General features: G+C 71.2%; 15 protein-coding genes and 1 pseudogene. 9 read left to right on the forward strand and 7 right to left on the reverse strand.

Annotation, left to right across the window (positions count from 1 at the left end; genetic code table 11):
• Positions 1 to 509: 509 nt before the first annotated feature.
• The 3 genes from pntB to ACFZA0_RS26055 are packed head-to-tail and all read right to left on the reverse strand — an operon-like array spanning position 510 to position 3,908.
• Positions 510 to 1,946: a Re/Si-specific NAD(P)(+) transhydrogenase subunit beta gene (gene pntB / locus ACFZA0_RS26045; protein WP_391021235.1), complete on the reverse strand. Its 1,437-nt coding sequence runs from the start codon at positions 1,944 to 1,946 to the stop codon at positions 510 to 512.
• Position 1,947: 1 nt separating this feature from the next.
• A complete protein-coding gene (locus ACFZA0_RS26050; protein WP_391021237.1) occupies positions 1,948 to 3,555 on the reverse strand; it encodes a Re/Si-specific NAD(P)(+) transhydrogenase subunit alpha in 1,608 nt (535 codons plus the stop codon).
• A 56-nt stretch (positions 3,556 to 3,611) separates the two neighbouring features.
• On the reverse strand, positions 3,612 to 3,908 hold the full coding sequence (locus ACFZA0_RS26055; RefSeq protein ID WP_391021239.1) for a hypothetical protein: 297 nt from the start codon (positions 3,906 to 3,908) through the stop codon (positions 3,612 to 3,614).
• A 208-nt stretch (positions 3,909 to 4,116) separates the two neighbouring features.
• On the opposite strand from ACFZA0_RS26055, the gene ACFZA0_RS26060 reads away from it, so the two are divergent.
• Entirely contained in the window at positions 4,117 to 4,896 is a 780-nt protein-coding gene (locus tag ACFZA0_RS26060) for a L,D-transpeptidase family protein (RefSeq protein WP_391021382.1), read from the forward strand.
• A 51-nt stretch (positions 4,897 to 4,947) separates the two neighbouring features.
• On the opposite strand, the gene ACFZA0_RS26065 is transcribed toward ACFZA0_RS26060, so the two are convergent.
• Both ACFZA0_RS26065 and ACFZA0_RS26070 read right to left on the reverse strand, forming a co-directional pair.
• Complete coding sequence (locus ACFZA0_RS26065; RefSeq protein WP_391021241.1) at positions 4,948 to 5,298, reverse strand: hypothetical protein; 351 nt, start codon at positions 5,296 to 5,298, stop codon at positions 4,948 to 4,950.
• 464 nt (positions 5,299 to 5,762) lie between these two features.
• A complete protein-coding gene (locus tag ACFZA0_RS26070) occupies positions 5,763 to 6,062 on the reverse strand; it encodes a hypothetical protein (protein ID WP_391021243.1) in 300 nt (99 codons plus the stop codon).
• Positions 6,063 to 7,340: 1,278 nt separating this feature from the next.
• Here ACFZA0_RS26070 and ACFZA0_RS26075 point away from each other — a divergent pair.
• The 4 genes from ACFZA0_RS26075 (at position 7,341) to ACFZA0_RS26090 (ending at position 10,190) form a co-directional block, all read left to right on the forward strand.
• Positions 7,341 to 7,544, forward strand: a complete 204-nt coding sequence (locus tag ACFZA0_RS26075; RefSeq protein ID WP_023586116.1) for a cold-shock protein — start codon at positions 7,341 to 7,343, stop codon at positions 7,542 to 7,544.
• 337 nt (positions 7,545 to 7,881) lie between these two features.
• The gene (locus ACFZA0_RS26080) at positions 7,882 to 9,375 is read left to right on the forward strand and encodes a DEAD/DEAH box helicase (protein WP_391021245.1); all 1,494 of its coding nucleotides are present in this window, start codon (positions 7,882 to 7,884) and stop codon (positions 9,373 to 9,375) included.
• Positions 9,376 to 9,521: 146 nt separating this feature from the next.
• On the forward strand, positions 9,522 to 9,833 hold the full coding sequence (locus ACFZA0_RS26085; RefSeq protein ID WP_391021247.1) for a hypothetical protein: 312 nt from the start codon (positions 9,522 to 9,524) through the stop codon (positions 9,831 to 9,833).
• Positions 9,834 to 9,881: 48 nt separating this feature from the next.
• Complete coding sequence (locus tag ACFZA0_RS26090) at positions 9,882 to 10,190, forward strand: SCO5918 family protein (RefSeq protein WP_391021249.1); 309 nt, start codon at positions 9,882 to 9,884, stop codon at positions 10,188 to 10,190.
• Positions 10,191 to 10,292: 102 nt separating this feature from the next.
• Here the strand turns inward: ACFZA0_RS26090 and ACFZA0_RS26095 are convergent, their stop codons facing one another.
• Entirely contained in the window at positions 10,293 to 10,652 is a 360-nt protein-coding gene (locus ACFZA0_RS26095) for a hypothetical protein (RefSeq protein WP_391021251.1), read from the reverse strand.
• 607 nt (positions 10,653 to 11,259) lie between these two features.
• Between ACFZA0_RS26095 and ACFZA0_RS26100 the strand changes: the two genes are divergently transcribed.
• From ACFZA0_RS26100 to ACFZA0_RS26115, 4 genes are read left to right on the forward strand one after another with little or no spacing between them, the layout of a single operon-like run.
• A complete protein-coding gene (locus tag ACFZA0_RS26100; RefSeq protein ID WP_391021253.1) occupies positions 11,260 to 11,967 on the forward strand; it encodes a hypothetical protein in 708 nt (235 codons plus the stop codon).
• Between the two features lie 3 nt (positions 11,968 to 11,970).
• On the forward strand, positions 11,971 to 12,420 hold the full coding sequence (locus tag ACFZA0_RS26105) for a phage holin family protein (RefSeq protein WP_391021255.1): 450 nt from the start codon (positions 11,971 to 11,973) through the stop codon (positions 12,418 to 12,420).
• Positions 12,396 to 12,584, forward strand: a complete 189-nt coding sequence (locus tag ACFZA0_RS26110; RefSeq protein WP_391021256.1) for a DUF3618 domain-containing protein — start codon at positions 12,396 to 12,398, stop codon at positions 12,582 to 12,584. Before ACFZA0_RS26105 ends, ACFZA0_RS26110 begins: the two co-directional genes overlap by 25 nt.
• A gap of 17 nt (positions 12,585 to 12,601) precedes the next feature.
• Positions 12,602 to 13,069 (forward strand): hypothetical protein, encoded by a 468-nt coding sequence (locus ACFZA0_RS26115; RefSeq protein WP_391021257.1) that lies wholly within the window; start codon positions 12,602 to 12,604, stop codon positions 13,067 to 13,069.
• Positions 13,070 to 13,886: 817 nt separating this feature from the next.
• On the opposite strand, the pseudogene tal reads toward ACFZA0_RS26115, so the two are convergent.
• Positions 13,887 to 15,014: pseudogene (gene tal, locus ACFZA0_RS26120) on the reverse strand (transaldolase); the annotation flags it as partial.
• Positions 15,015 to 15,019 lie beyond the last annotated feature (5 nt).

The raw sequence follows: 15,019 nt of genomic DNA on the forward strand, positions 1-15,019 counted from the left end.
CGGAGCTCCCCGCTCCGAGGCTGCGGGCGGGGAGCACGCGGAACACGGCGGGACGCCGGTGCCCCAACGGGCCCGGCTTCCCGCCGTGTTCGGCATCCGAGGACCGGAGGGTGCCGGACCGGTGAACCGCGGCAATCCAGCTCGCTCGCGCCGACGGGCGGCCCGGTCGGGAACGGCGGACGACCGTGTCCCGGCCCGAAGACCGACACGGAAAAGATGTACACGGGGAAGTACCGATCGGCGGCCCGGATCCCACTGAGCGAAGACCGTGCCGGACAGAGACACGGGCGCGGCGTGGCGCCGGTACCAACTGGTCGCGGGCGTGCGGTCGCGACGCGTGCGGCCGCCGGGCATGCGCCCGGCGGCCCGTCCGGCTCCCGGCCCTCTGACCGCCGCGTGCACGGACGGTCCCGCCCCGCTCGGCGGCCAGGCCGTCGTGCCGCCTACGCCACGGGCACACAGGCGGCGGAGTCCGCTGAGCGGGACAGGAACTCCCCGCCGAAGAGGTGCTAGACGGCGGCGAGTTCGGGGCGCACGGCGGCCAGCGCGCCGACGATCTCGTCGACACCGGCCTTGGCGTCGCCGAACAGCATCGCCGTGTTCTCACGGAAGAACAGCGGGTTCTGCACACCTGCGTAGCCGCTGGCCATGGACCGCTTGAAGACGACGACGTTCGCGGCCTCCCACACCCGCAGCACCGGCATCCCGGCGATGGGGCTGCCCGGGTCGTCGTTGGCGGCCGGGTTGACGGTGTCGTTGGCGCCGATGACCAGGACGACGTCGGTGTCGGCGAAGTCGTCGTTGATCTCGTCCATCTCCAGCACGATGTCGTAGGGCACCTTGGCCTCGGCCAGCAGGACGTTCATGTGTCCCGGCAGCCGGCCCGCCACCGGGTGGATGCCGAAGCGCACCTCCACGCCCCGCTCGCGCAGCAGCCGGGTCAACTCGGCCACCGGATACTGCGCCTGGGCCACCGCCATGCCGTAGCCGGGGGTGATCACCACGCGGGAGGCGCGGGCCAGCAGCTCCGCCGTCTCCGCGGCGGACGTCTCCCGGTGCTCGCCCTGGGCGTCGTCGTCGCCCCGCGGCGCCTCGATGCCGAAGCCGCCGCCGATGACCGAGAAGAACGACCGGTTCATGGCCTTGCACATGATGTACGACAGGTAGGCGCCGGAGGATCCGACGAGCGCACCGGTGACGATGAGCAGGTCGTTGTTGAGCAGGAACCCGCTCGCGGCCGCGGCCCAGCCCGAGTAGCTGTTCAGCATCGAGACGACGACGGGCATGTCGCCGCCGCCGATCGAGGCCACCAGGTGCCAGCCGAAGAGCAGCGCGACGACCGTCACGGCCGTGATCGACCACAGGGCGGGGTGGACCACGAAGACGACGGTGAGTGCGGCGAAGAGCACCAGCGCGGCCAGGTTGAGGGCGTTCTTGCCCGGCAGCACCAGAGGGGCGGACTTGATGCGCGCGCTCAGCTTGAGGTTGGCGACGATCGAGCCGGTGAAGGTGACGGCGCCGATGAAGATGCCGGTGAACACCTCGGCGTGGTGGATGCGCAGCAGCGACCCCTCGAACCCGGCGAGGCCGTGGCGCTCGACCTCGACGTACGAGGCCCAGCCGACCAGGACGGCGGCCAGACCGACGAACGAGTGCAGCAGGGCGATCAGTTCGGGCATCCCGGTCATCTGCACGATGCGTGCACGCCAGAGGCCGACCGCGCCGCCGACGACGAGTGCGGGGACCACCACCAGCAGGGTGGTGCCGCGGACAGTGCTGTCGTGCACGGTCAGGGCGATGGTGGCCGCCAGGGCGACCGTCATGCCGGCGACGCCGTAGGTCCAGCCCTGTCGGGCGGTCTCGTGCTTGCTCAGTCCGGCGAGCGACAGGATGAACAGGAGGGCGGCGGCGAGGTAGGCCGCGGTGGCGATCGAGGCTACGGACACGTCAGTTCCCCTTGCTGAACATGGCGAGCATGCGACGGGTCACCGCGAAGCCGCCGAAGATGTTGATCGCGGCGAGCAGGGTGGCCGCGCCCGCCAGGACCTGGACCAGCGGCAGATCCAGGCCTGCCTGGAGCAGCGCGCCGACGACGATGACACCGGAGATGGCGTTGGTGACGCTCATCAGGGGCGTGTGCAGGGCGTGGTGGACCTTGCCGATGACGTAGTAACCGACGACCACGGCCAGGGTGAGGACGGTGAAGTCCGCCGGAAGGGGCGCCGGCGCGAACGCGATCACCAGCCAGAGCAGTGCGACACCGATGAGCACGAGTGCGGTCTTCGCGGCCGCCGACATCGCATTGCGCGGTTCCGGCTCGGGCCGGCCCTCGGGGGCCGGGGTGCGCACCGGGGCCGCGCTGGTGCTGACCGGCGGCGGGGGCCACAGCTTCTCGCCGCGTCCGTCGCCGGTGGAGCGGACGACGGTGATGCCGCGCTGGACGGGGTCCTCCAGGTCGAGGACGGCGACGCCGTCCTTGCCGGGGGTGAGGAGCTTGAGCAGGTTGACGAGGTTGGTGCCGTAGAGCTGGCTGGCCTGGGTGGGCAGCCGGCCCGCGAGGTCGGTGTACCCGAGGACGGTCACCCCGTTCCCGGTGACGATCCGCTTGCCGGCCACGCTGTTCTCGACGTTGCCGCCCTGGCCCGCGGCCATGTCCACGATGACCGAGCCGGGCTTCATCGCGGCGACGTCCGCGGCCGTGAGGAGCCGGGGTGCCGCCCGGCCCGGGACGAGGGCGGTGGTGATGACGATGTCGACGTCGGCGGCCTGGTCGGTGTAGAGCCTGGCCGCGGCCTCGTTGTAGGTCTCGGAGGTCGCCCTGGCGTAGCCGTCCGACGACTGCTGGGCCTGCTCGTCCACGACCACCGGGAGGTACTCCCCGCCGAGGGACTTCACCTGGTCGGCCACCTCCGGCCGGGGGTCCGTGGCCCGTACGACGGCGCCGAGGCTGGAGGCGGCACCGATCGCGGCCAGACCCGCCACTCCCGCCCCGGCGACCAGCACCTTGGCCGGGGGGACCTTGCCGGCCGCGGTGACCTGGCCGGTGAAGAAGCGGCCGAACTCGTGGGCGGCCTCCACGACCGCCCGGTACCCGGCGATGTTCGCCATGCTCGACAGCACGTCGAGCGACTGCGCGCGGCTGATCCGCGGAACGGCGTCCATGGCCAGGACCGTGATGTCCCGCTCGGCCAGGGCGTCGACGAGTTTCGGGTTGACCGCCGGTGCCAGGATGCTGATCAGGTACGCACCGTCCTTGGGACGGTCGATGTCCCCGGGGGCGGGTCCGCTCACCCGCAGGACCAGGTCCGCGCCCCAGGCGTCGTCGGCGGCGCCGACGGTGGCGCCCGCCTCCGTGAAGGCGGCGTCGGAGAACGAGGAGAGCGCGCCGGCCCCTGCCTCGATCACCACGTCGTAGCCGAGGGCGATGAGCTGACGTACGGTCGCGGGTGTGGCGGCCACCCGGGTCTCCCCGGCGGGCTCGCGGGGCACTCCGACAATCATGCGAGTAACTCCTTCGGAACGTGGCCCGCTGTGAGCGGGGGTGGAACACGGCATGCCTTGATGCCGGCCGAGTTGTCCCGGCCGGCATCAGACGTGACTCGGAGGTTTGATCAGTAGAGCAGGAGCGGGTTGACGAGTACACCCGTCGAACGGTGAATCGCGGGCGGGGGCGCCACGAACCGACCGGTAGAGCTACCCGCGTCCTTCAGTGTGGAAACGGCGGGCCCGAGAAGACAGTTGGCCGTGGCCCTCAGCCGCCCCCGGGGGTTGCCGCGGGCGTCGTGGAAGTCCCACAGCACGAGTCCCAGGTCCTGGGCGGCGAGCCACTGCGCACCGACCTGCCCGATGCCGGGCAGGCGCACGGCGGCCGCGCCGCTCGGGTACACGCAGCGGCCAGTCACCACCACCTCGCGCCGGGGCACCGTGCGTCACGGTCTTCTGTGCTGTCCCGGCTCCGCCCGGTCCGACCGGACCGCGCCTCGGCAATGGCCGCACCCCGGCAACGGCGGCACTCGGACGACAGGACAAGATGGGCAAGTGGTTTCACTGAACAGGCATCTCCGTCCGCAGTCGCGCCCCGGGCTCCCCGCGTCCGGGCGGCGACTCCGCTCGCCCCTGGCCGAGGCCCTGGCGGGCCGTCGACTGCCGCTGTCCGCCGCCGCGTTGGTCGTCGCGGTGGCCGCCGTCAGCGGATGCGCGTCCTCGGGCCCGGATGCCTCGCCGGCCGTTCCCACGGCAACCACCGCCCAGGCCAAGGGAGTCGGCGGAGCGGCCGCCTCCCCGGCGGCCTCCCCTTCCGCAACCGCGCCCGCCCGACTGCCGGGCCTCGGACCGAAAACGCTCGCCAAGGTGCCCGACGACGCCGACCAGGTCGTCGTCGCCACCGGTCGGTCGAAGACGTCGTCCAGTTCTCAGGTCGTGCTCTACCGGCGCACCGCGTCCGGCTGGCAGGCGGGCGCCACCTGGAAGGCGCACAACGCGCTGAAGGGCTGGACCGACGACCACCACGTGGGCGACCTGCACTCGCCCATCGGCGTCTTCACCCTCAGCGATGCGGGCGGACTCCTCGCCGACCCGGGCAGCAAGCTGCCGTACCACCGGTCGTCGGGATTCGCGGTCGGCGGCACCGGATTCGAGGACGAACCGCTCGCGGGCTCCTTCGACTACGTCATCGCCATCGACTACAACCGCGATCGGGGCACGTCCCCGCTGAACCCGGCCCGCCCGCTCGGCGCGGCCAAGGGCGGCGGCATCTGGCTCCACGTCGACCACGGCGGCCCGACCCACGCGTGCGTGAGCCTGTCGGAGGCCCACATGAAGGACCTCCTGCGCACCCTCGACCCGGCCCGCCACCCGGTGATCGTGATGGGTGACGCGGCGTCCCTGAGCGCGTGACGCCCCGGCCGGCCTCCTGCCGGTGCCTGCCGACAATCGGCAGGCACCGGCTCACAGCCACCGTCGGGCCGACTCGAAGCTGTCGCCGCCACTCGTGTTGAACGCGATCGCGGCCTTCGCAGCGTGACGCCGGACCAGGTTCACGACCTGCTCGAAGAACAGCAGGAGCGGTTCCGGCTTGCGGATCCCGCCCCCGATGACGACGACGTCCCAATCGTGCTCGGACAGTGCCGCAGCGATCGTCGCCTCGGCCGCCCCGTCCAGCTCGATCAACGTCATGCACGCGTCGATGCCGTGCTCATGGAATCGAATGAGTTCCTGGTCGAGGGCCGCGCGGAGGGCGTCTCCGTCCACACCGGGCACCGTGCGGGGGTCGATTCCGAGAACGAGAACACGAGGCATGCCCGGGAGGACGCCCAGCCATCCGTCCGGGTTGCCAGGACGGGCGACCTGACAGGCGGGCCGGGGAACGGCGTCGTCGGTGGCCGAGCCGTGTCCATGTGAGGTCGGGCGACTTCGGGTTGCCCGTGGGGCAGCGGTACCGCCGCGCCGAGCAGGGCCCGGCGCAGACCCCACGAGGTCACTCTGCGCGCGGTGGGCGCCGCCTACCGAACACGCCTGGCCGGCTCGTCCGAAGAGCTGAGAGCGCTCATCGTCCTGGCACCAGAGCTCACCGACCCCACATACCGGAGCCTGATGATCGACTACGCGTGTGCGGGGCCCCAGCTGCCCTTCCTGCGGGCCAAGAAGGAGGAGACGAAACGCTGGAGCCGCCGCCCCGCCGTTGACCTCGGCATCCCGAGACCGCGGGCCACTGCCGACAGCACCCCCCGGACAGGCCAGGAGTCCTGAGGCATGACGTGATCTCAGTAGCGGAAGCGAGCCTTGTCACCATTGATGCTCAGGAGAAACTCTGTGAGCGGTGCCCCGCCGTCAACCGGCGCGAGAACGAGTCCTCGCGCATAGATCGCTTCGTCGGCTTCGACCGCAGCCTCTTCGTCGCCGCTTCGCCAGGCGTCGCTAGATGCCTCGAAGAGGGGATGGAGATCCTCCCAACCGGGCGCTGGCGCGAAGTGACAGTCTGTCCAGAACATGTCGACTTCTTCCTCGACCAGCGTCCCGACCAGGCGGCCTCCTTGCATAAGCTGCCAACTCGGCTCAGCCACGTCATCTCCTCGTTGAGTCCCGGAGCACATCATCGCTCCGGACCGACGAGGGATCACGGGTGGCACGGTGCGGCCGGCGCTGACGGGATCCACTCTTGGCCCTCAACGATGCCTGGCCGTCGGATAGGTACTCGATCCACGAGGACCACCCCCGGACAGAGCCAGGGAGGCAGCTGCTCTCTGGAGCTGGATTCCCCGGATGCCGACCGCACCGTGCCTCCAGACCCTACCCACCCCCACTGACACCGCCTTGATCAAAGGAGCGTGGTGCAAATAAGTCCGGTGGAGCTGATGGAAGACCCCGGCCCTCTGCCACCGGTCCAGAAGCCGTCAGCAGGTCTGGCTCAAGCCGAACCCCAGCTCCAACGGCAACAGTTGCCAGGCTATGTCGTTGTGCAGCACGAACAGAATGCCCTACAGGCACAACCAGTCCGGAACTGGCTGCGGACCGGGAGCCTTCTCGGGCCAGGGCGGCAGCAAGGGCTCGATCAGCGCCCACAAGTCGTCGTCCACGATCCACGGCCGAGTACTCACACCATCGCGAACAGCCAAAACCTCACACCGGTCACCGCCAACCAGGACGTCGCAGCAAGATCGCGTTACGAGCTCGTAGGGGCTGAATGTCCGCCCCGGTCGGCCGGTAGCGGTCGGAGTGCCCCGGTCGCCGGACAGTGCGCAAGGACCGCTCCAGCCGTGGTTCTTCAGCTCGGCGCCGGGCCTGAGGGGGTTGCCGTCGGTAGGGGCTGACCTCCACGGGTGCGTCACCGGACCCGCACTTGGGCGCGACCGACGACCCAACGCGCCCTCGCCGCCAGTTCCTTCGGTCCGTTCCAGGGGGCAACTCACCGTGGGGCCCAACGCTGCACCAGGCCCAAGCGACGGAGCTCCCCCACTCCCGCTGCCGGCCGCCGGTCCACCGGTCCGCCCGCGGACGATCTCGATGGCCCTGAAAAACGATCCGGTCGCCGCGGCGGACGGGAATGTCCGCCGCGAAAATCAGCGAATACCTGCGTCGGTGAAGACAGAGTTTGCCGGACTGCGAGGTGAGGGTTTCAGCGGCGACGACCGGAGTGAAATTACCTGTCCGACACGGTCCGTTGCGGCGTGCTACTGTCCATAACAGTTGCAGTTGTGGTTCCCGAACTTCAAGTGCTCCCGCTCGGCTTCTGTCGGGGGAGAGCCTTTTTGCATTTCCGGTCATCTCCGGCGGGGCAATCATCGCGGCGACACCGTGTCCGCGCAGCGCGGACACCGACGCACTGCCCCAGAGGAGTACACATGGCTGCCGGTACCGTGAAGTGGTTCAACGCGGAAAAGGGCTTCGGCTTCATCGAGCAGGACGGTGGCGGCGCCGACGTGTTCGCCCACTACTCGAACATCGCCGCCCAGGGCTTCCGCGAACTGCTCGAAGGCCAGAAGGTCACCTTCGACATCGCGCAGGGCCAGAAGGGCCCGACGGCCGAGAACATCGTTCCGGCCTGACGCACACCCGTGGTGGGGGCCCGCATCCTTCGGGGATGCGGGCCCCCACTGCTCGCGCATTTCCGCAGTTTTCCCACCTGCGCCCCGGCCCGGAGCGAAGCGAAGCAGCCCGCTGATTCGCACGACGCCCGCCTGCCGCCGCAGCGCGTGATGAAAACTGCAACGCATTTCGACGCCCGGATTTTCCCTTTCCGACGGCGCCCCCATTCCAGCATTGCCGCCCGCCGCGTATTTCCCGTCGGCCGGTTGTGCTTTGCACCGGTCCATACCTGTGATTCCGCGCTGTTCGTCACCTGCGCGAATTCCTTGATATGAACCGCATCGAGGAAGGTTCCCCATGAACCGCGCACGTACGAACGACCGCTCGTCCCGCACCCGCAAGAGCGGAGCCGACGCCGGCAGGAGCGGTAACCGGTTCGGCTCGCCGGCACCGCGCCGTTCCAACAGCCCCGCCCGGTCCGGCGGTTACGGCCGCCGATCCGCCCCGATGCAGGGCGAGTTCGCGCTCCCCGAGACGATCACTCCCGCTCTGGCTCCCGTCGAGAGTTTCGCCGATCTCGCCATGCCGGCGCAGCTCCTGGCCGAACTGGGCAGGCAGGGGATGAGCACGCCGTTCCCGATCCAGGGCGCGACGCTGCCCAACTCCCTGGCCGGTCGCGACGTCCTGGGCCGCGGCCGCACCGGTTCCGGCAAGACGCTCGCCTTCGGCCTCGCCCTGCTCGCCCGCACCGAGGGGCAGCGCGCGGAGCCTCGCCAGCCCCTCGGGCTGATCCTCGTGCCGACGCGTGAACTGGCACAGCAGGTGACCGACGCGCTCACCCCGTACGCCCGTTCCGTCAGGCTGCGGTTGGCCACGGTGGTGGGCGGGATGTCGATCGGTAGGCAGTCCAGCGCACTGCGCGGCGGCGTCGAAGTGGTCGTCGCGACCCCGGGCCGGCTCAAGGACCTCATCGACCGCGGCGACTGCCGGCTGAACCAGGTGGGGATCACCGTCCTGGACGAGGCCGACCAGATGGCCGACATGGGCTTCATGCCGCAGGTCACCGCGCTGCTCGACCAGGTGCGTCCGGAGGGGCAGCGGATGCTGTTCTCCGCCACCCTGGACCGGAACGTCGACCTGCTGGTGCGCCGGTACCTGACCGACCCCGTCGTGCACTCGGTCGACCCCTCGGCCGGTGCGGTCACGACCATGGAGCACCACGTCCTGCACGTCCACGGCGCGGACAAGCAGGCCGCCACGACGGAGATCGCCGCCCGCGAGGGTCGCGTGATCATGTTCCTGGACACCAAGCACGCCGTCGACCGGCTGACCCAGGATCTCCTCAACAGCGGGGTACGCGCCGCGGCCCTGCACGGCGGCAAGTCGCAGCCGCAGCGCAACCGCACCCTCGCGCAGTTCAAGACGGGGCACGTCACCGTCCTGGTCGCCACCAACGTCGCGGCGCGCGGCATCCACGTCGACAACCTCGACCTCGTCGTCAACGTGGACCCGCCCACCGACCACAAGGACTACCTCCACCGCGGCGGCCGTACCGCGCGGGCCGGCGAGTCCGGCAGCGTGGTCACCCTGGTCACACCGAGTCAGCGCCGCGGGATGGTCCGTCTCATGGCGGACGCGGGGATCCGGCCGCAGACCACCCAGGTCCGCTCGGGCGACGAGGCCCTGCACCGGATCACCGGCGCCCAGGCCCCGTCCGGCATCCCGGTCGTGATCACCGCGCCGGTGAGCGAACGCCCCCGGCGCAGTTCCACCTCGCGGGGCAGGCGCAGCTCCTCCTCGGCGAACCGGCGCTCGCCCGCACGCCGGACCGGTCTCGCCACCGCGGCGTAGAACCTCCGCTCAGGAAGTCGACCCACCTACGCAGGAGGCACCTTTTGACGCCGGTCCAGACGCACCCCCGTCCGACGCGGAACGGCCCCGCGCGCGAGGCGGTACCCGAAGGCGCGGACGCGGCCCGTCCGCGAGTCTGCGACGACATGAGCGTAGAGGTGGCGCTGTCCGTCATGGCCGCTGCCCGCACGGGGCTGCTGATCGTCTGCGACCAGGACGATCAGCGCACCGGTTCGGTCACCCGGGCCGAACTCGCCGCCGTCCGCGACAGTTCCGCGTACACCGACCGCGTCCGCCTGCGCGACGTCCTCGGTGACCACGGCGGCCATGACCTGTCCGGCTCGGGCGCCGTCCCGACCGCCTGGTCCGAGCGCCTTCCGCGGTCCCGCCGCCGGGGCGCCCCGACGGTGACCGAGGGGCAGAGCGGCACTCCGTGCGCCCCCGCCCTCTGCCACTGAGTTGTCTCACGCCGTCCGAGCCGCTCCCCTGCAACTTCGTGAGGTCACATGCGCTTTGTCATCGCCCGCTTCCCCTTCGAGCTCACCAGGAGCAGCGTGCTGGACTCGATGAAGGGCATCAAGCCCGAGCCGGGAACCGGTGATTCAGTGATCATCGGCCGTCGCCACTACCCCGTGAAGCAGGTCGGCCAGGTCATCACCCGACAGGACCGCCGTGACTTCAGCGGGGCCGAGGTTCTCCGGGCCATGACGCAGCTCGGTTTCACGTGCCGCACCGGTCCGAGGACCGCACCGGCGAAGGCCCTCAGCCCGGTCCAGCACGCCTCCGCGCTGCTCGGCGCCCCCGTCTCCGCCTGACCGGGGAGAGCCCGCGCGAACCGCCGACAGAACAGCAGTGTGGGCCCCGCATCCGCGGGGCCCACACCGTTTTGCGGGGCGTCCTGCCCCGGGAGGTGGAGCTCAGTGGTCGGAGTAGCTGAAGCCGCCCATGGTCCAGGCGCTGACGTCCTCGATGGCGACGCGGTACATCCCGCCCGTCTCGGGGATGCCCACGGTGCCCTGGAGGATGCGGGCGACATGGAAGTGCAGATGTGCGGGAGGCCCGTCCTTCTTCGCGGGGGTGTCGAAGACGGCGGAGAACTCGCCCAGATGGGCGGAGTCCGTCAGCACGTCCGACACCCTTTGCATCCACACAGCTTCGGGGGCCAGGCGGCCGGTGATGACAGCACCGGCGACGACCACGGTCAGGGACATCTGGTTGCTCTTCCCGGATTCCACCAGGGTGGCGACGTCAACGAGCAACTCGTCAGGCTTGGACATGGGAAAAGTATATTTACCGCGGTGAACATCGGTAGCGCTCTCGCGCAGTACGGGAGCCGCCTCCTGGATACCGCCACCGCGGGGACGCCCGCGCACCGCCGGCCTCGCGTCGCCGGTGTTCCCTCGAATCCTCCGCCCCGGGGAGCCCGGTCGCTCGGGTTCTTGAGGGAAGTCGGGGATCCCCTCCGCCGCCACGAGAGGGTCCGGTCCTGCCTTCAAGTACCTTCGTTTCGCGGTGAGTTGGCCCGTTCGTGTTTGAGTCGGGCGCGCCGGGAGACCCGCCTGCGGAGACGGGAACAACAGCGTGCCGCGGATTCCACCGTCCGAGGACGACTGGCACTGTGGCTCCCCGACGGTTCCCCAACACCGGTGCCCAAGGCGGCTGCCGCGCATCCCGAGAGCGTGTCCGGAACCGGACACACGGGTGATCGCGCGACCGCCGGCAGCCGGATCAGCCGCGGCCTCGCCGAGGAAGGCAGCCGCGAGCCCTACGACACCCAGTAGAGGCACGTCCTCGACGCAGCGCCCGGCCTTGCGCTCTCAACGCCGTTGGCCGGGCGCTGCGTCGTGCGCGCATCTGCCGCATCGGACGAAAATCGGAGGAGTCTTGAACGACTTCGACAGCTCACCCACGCACGACACGGACCGTTCCCGGAACGTGGCACACACCGCGCGGGACAAGACGTCCGAGGGCGCCGCACTGGTCGGCGAGAGGACGTCGGACGTCGCCCGCACCGCCAAGGACCAGGCCGCGAGCACCGCGCACGAGGCCACCACACAGGCGCGCGACATGGCAGGACAACTGCGGGAGCAGTTGCAGAACCAATCCCGCGCGCGGGCCCAGCAGTTGGCAGCCAACGTCCGCCGACTGGCCGACGAACTCCACGACATGAGCGAGAACGGCAAGCCGGACTCGACCACCACCACGGTCGTGCGCCAGTTGGCCGACGGCGGCCGTCAGGCCGCCGCGCACCTGGAGAACCGCGGCCCCGAGGGCATCGTCGAGGACCTTCGGGGCTTCGCACGGCGCAAGCCCGGCCTGTTCCTCGTGGGCGCGGCCGTCGCCGGATTCGCGGCGGCGCGCGTGGGCAAGGCGGTGTCGGCCGCCGGGTCACCGTCCGGTGCCGGGGCGCATCCCAACGCCGGCCCCTCCCCCACCGGCGGCGGTTCGGGCGCGGTTCCCGCAACGACGGGCGGCGCGCGGGCCTCCGAGGTACCGCCGAGCACGCCCCGCCCCCTGCCCGACCCCGCCCCGGCCCCCTCGTACGGCGAGACGCGCGCACCGGGCACCGTTCGCCGGCCCGAGGAGTACTGAGCCATGGCTTTGCCCTCCTCGGAGCAGAACCCGCTCCCCACGCATCCCGACGGCACCGGCCCCGGGCCGGTCCCCGGGGACCCGTCGCTGGGCGACCTGATCAGCGACATCAGCGACGACCTGTCCCAGTTGGTGCGCAACGAGATCGCCCTGGCGAAGGCCGAGTTGAAGCAGGAGTCCGTGAAGGCCGGCAAGGCGGGCGGCATGCTCGCCGGCGCCGGTTACGCCGGGCACATCGTGGTCCTCTTCGTCAGCCTGACGGCACTGTTCGCACTCGACGCCGGCATGGACCTCGCCTGGGCCGCACTGATCGTCACCGCGGTCTGGGCGATCGCCGCCGCGGTCCTCTACGTCAACGGCCGCAAGCGACTGCGCGCGGTGAGCATGAAGCCCGACCAGACCGTGGAAACGCTGAAGGAGGATGCCGCATGGGCACGGAAACCGACGGGCTGAAGCGCGACGTGGACGACACGCGGGCGCATCTGGCCCGCAACGTCGACCTGTTGGCGGACCGAGTGGTGCCCGGACGGGTGGCCCGCCGCAAGATCGACGCCACGCACAGCCGGCTGAGCGGAATCAAGGAGCGCGTCATGGGCACAGCGGGGGCAGCACGGTGACCGACACCGCGCACAGCGTGTCCGAGCAAGCGGGACAGGCGGCCGGACGGGCCGGGGACGCCCTCTCCGACACCGCGTCCGCCGTCGGCGAGGCGGCGCAGCACACCCCGGAGCGCATAAGGCGCCAGACCCAGGGCAGCCCGCTCGCCGCGGGGGTCGTCGCCTTCGGCGCGGGCATGCTGGCGGCCGCGTTCCTGCCGACCACGGACGCGGAGGAGCGGGTCGGCGGCCGGCTGCGCGAGCACGCCGACGAACTCGTGGAACCAGCCAGGCAGGGCGCAGTGCAGGCGGCCCACGACATACGGGACGAGCTGCGCGAGCCGGCCACCGAGGCCGTGCGGAAGGTGAAGGACAGCGCGGCGGAGACCGCCCGCACCACCGGTGACCACGCCCGGCAGACGGGCAAGGAGACCGCAGCGGACCTGCGCTCCACGGCCCGCGACGGCGCCGACGAGGTCCGCGGCCCGGGACAGCGCGGCGACTGACGACGCAGGACGCCGTACGGGACCGCACCGGGCACGGGGCGCGGGCGCGACGCGGAGACCGGCCACGGGGTCGATGACGTACAGAAGTCCCGTCGCACACGAGTCCTACGGCGGCGACGCCGAGGATCCGGCCGGGAACGCCTGAGCGCTGGGCGGAAGGGGGCCGGGGCCGCATGCGGCCCCGGCCCCCTTCCGGTCTTCCACCGAGCCGAGCCGCCCTCGCGGGCGGCCGGTCGACATCCCTTGGACCACTCGGTCACACGCCGCCGAATGTCCGGGCCGCCGCCGCGTCCCGCAGGCCCTCCAGGATCGCGATCTGCTGTTCGGCCCGCTCCGCGAGGGTGCCCAGGGCGGCGGTGTCCAGACGCCCGTCGGTCTCGGACAGGGACCGCAGGGTGCGCCAGCAGGCAGCCTTGCCCCGGACGCCGAGCAGCATCGCCTCCGACTCCACCACGTCACTCAGCGGGGAGCGGGACAGAACGTGACCGTTGGGCTTGAGGCGGGCGGCCTTCTCCGTGAGCCTCCCGAGAGCCGCCTTGCCCTGCGCGACGGAGACGTCGAGATCGCGCATGATCCGCTCCAGCGATCCGCGGTCCTCCTCGACCTGTCGGGTCAGGTCGGCCAGGACCGGCCCGGCCTCGTCGTCCTCCCGTGCCTTCGCGGCCCGGCGGAACAGTTCCATGCCCGCGGTGGCTCCCGCGAAATGGTCGTTCAGGTAGATCGCCAGGAGGCGGGCGGCGTCGTGGCCGGAGTCGACCGGCGCGCCGTCCGCCCCGTGCCCGGCCGCAGCGCCCGTGTCGGCCTCCGTGTCGGTGGAGCGCATCTCGCGATCCACCGAGGCGCCGAGTTCCTCCCAGCTCTGTTCGAACTTGGCCAGTCCTTCGCGCTCCAGGGCGTCGGTGACGTCCGCGAAGTCGACGCCGATGTTCTCCAGAGCCGCGAAATGGGCGTCGGCGCCGGCGTAATCGGCCGCGGCCGGCGGACGGCCGGGAAGGGTTCCGTGGTCCGCGAACGCGGCAAGTGTGGCGCCGGGCATCGTGTTGACGGTGCCCGGGACGACCAGTTCCGAGACGTACTTCGTGTCGGGGTAGGCGGGGTCCTTGACGCCGGTGGACGCCCACAGGGGCCGTTGCGCCCGCGCACCGGCGGCTTCGAGCGCCTGCCAGCGCGGGGCGGCCGTCATCTCCTCGAACGCCCGGTACGCGAGGCGGGCGTTGGCGACGGCCGCCTTGCCCCTGAGTTCCCTGGCCTGGGGGGTGCCCACGGCGTCGAGGCGGCGGTCCACCTCGGTGTCGACCCGGGAGACGAAGAAGGAGGCGACGGAGTGGATGCCCGAGAGGTCGAGCCCGGCGGCCGATGCCTGCTCCAGGCCGTCCTGGTAGGCGTCCATGACCTCGCGGTAGCGCTCCAGCGAGAAGATCAGCGTGACGTTGACGCTGATTCCCCGGGCAACGGCGGCGGTGATCGCGGCCAGTCCCTCGCGGGTGGCCGGGATCTTGACGAGGACGTTCGGCCGGTCGACCGTCTCCCACAGCCTGCTCGCCTGGGTGATCGTGGCGTCGGTGTCCCGCGCCAGCCGTGGGTCCACCTCGATGGAGACCCGCCCGTCGACACCGCCGGTGCGCCGGTAGACCGGGGCGAGGACGTCGCATCCGTCGCGGACGTCGTCGGTGGTGAGCGCGAAGACCGCGTCGTCGACGCTCTCGCCGGCCGCGCCCAGTTCGGCGAGTTGTTCCGCGTAGCGGTCGCCCTTGGACAGCGCGGAGGCGAAGATCGTCGGGTTCGTCGTCACCCCCACGACGTGCCGGTCCGCGATCAGCTTCTCCAGCTCCCCACCGGCCAGGAGTTCACGGGAGAGGTCGTCGAGCCATACGGACACTCCGGCGGCGGACAGGGTGCCGAGCGGGTCGGCGTCGGCGGGAGCGGGCGCGGCGGGGACAGTCACGGAAT

Source organism: Streptomyces sp. NPDC008150 (genome assembly GCF_042956945.1).
In the GTDB taxonomy this organism is placed as follows: Bacteria; Actinomycetota; Actinomycetes; order Streptomycetales; family Streptomycetaceae; genus Streptomyces.

Coding starts and splice junctions, on each gene's coding strand:
- ACFZA0_RS26065 (WP_391021241.1), bottom strand. CDS start 5,298: ATGCCTCGTGTTCTCGTTCTCGGAATCGACCCCCGCACGGTGCCCGGT.
- ACFZA0_RS26105 (WP_391021255.1), top strand. CDS start 11,971: ATGGCTTTGCCCTCCTCGGAGCAGAACCCGCTCCCCACGCATCCCGAC.
- ACFZA0_RS26095 (WP_391021251.1), bottom strand. CDS start 10,652: ATGTCCAAGCCTGACGAGTTGCTCGTTGACGTCGCCACCCTGGTGGAA.
- ACFZA0_RS26075 (WP_023586116.1), top strand. CDS start 7,341: ATGGCTGCCGGTACCGTGAAGTGGTTCAACGCGGAAAAGGGCTTCGGC.
- ACFZA0_RS26110 (WP_391021256.1), top strand. CDS start 12,396: ATGGGCACGGAAACCGACGGGCTGAAGCGCGACGTGGACGACACGCGG.
- ACFZA0_RS26080 (WP_391021245.1), top strand. CDS start 7,882: ATGAACCGCGCACGTACGAACGACCGCTCGTCCCGCACCCGCAAGAGC.
- ACFZA0_RS26050 (WP_391021237.1), bottom strand. CDS start 3,555: ATGCCGTGTTCCACCCCCGCTCACAGCGGGCCACGTTCCGAAGGAGTT.
- ACFZA0_RS26090 (WP_391021249.1), top strand. CDS start 9,882: ATGCGCTTTGTCATCGCCCGCTTCCCCTTCGAGCTCACCAGGAGCAGC.
- ACFZA0_RS26085 (WP_391021247.1), top strand. CDS start 9,522: ATGAGCGTAGAGGTGGCGCTGTCCGTCATGGCCGCTGCCCGCACGGGG.